General features: G+C 61.2%; 1 protein-coding gene. It reads left to right on the forward strand.

What is annotated here, in order from left to right; all coding sequences use genetic code 11:
* Window positions 1-12: 12 nt before the first annotated feature.
* The coding region (locus PZH32_RS12515) for a S4 domain-containing protein (RefSeq protein WP_428994051.1) at window positions 13-309 on the forward strand (297 nt) is incomplete at its 3' end.

The raw sequence follows: 309 nt of genomic DNA on the forward strand, positions 1-309 counted from the left end.
TTCATCTTCGGTGTGCTCGAGAAGCAGTTCCGTGGTTACTTCAAGCGCGCCAAGTCCATGCAGGGTCAGACCGGTGAGAACCTGATGACCATCCTGGAGTCCCGTCTCGACAACGTGGTCTTCCGTCTGGGCTTCGCCCGCACCCGTAAGGAAGCTCGTCAGATGGTCACCCATGGCCACATCTGCGTGAACGGCCGCCGCGTGGCTCTCCATGGGACTGCGGCACCCGGCCACTTACCTTCGCGCCACCCTGGCCAACACCTACGCCTATTTCTACCCCTGGACCATCGTAGGCCCCGATATCGATCG

This window comes from Adlercreutzia equolifaciens, from assembly GCF_029076695.1.
Classification (GTDB): domain Bacteria; phylum Actinomycetota; class Coriobacteriia; order Coriobacteriales; family Eggerthellaceae; genus Adlercreutzia; species Adlercreutzia equolifaciens_A.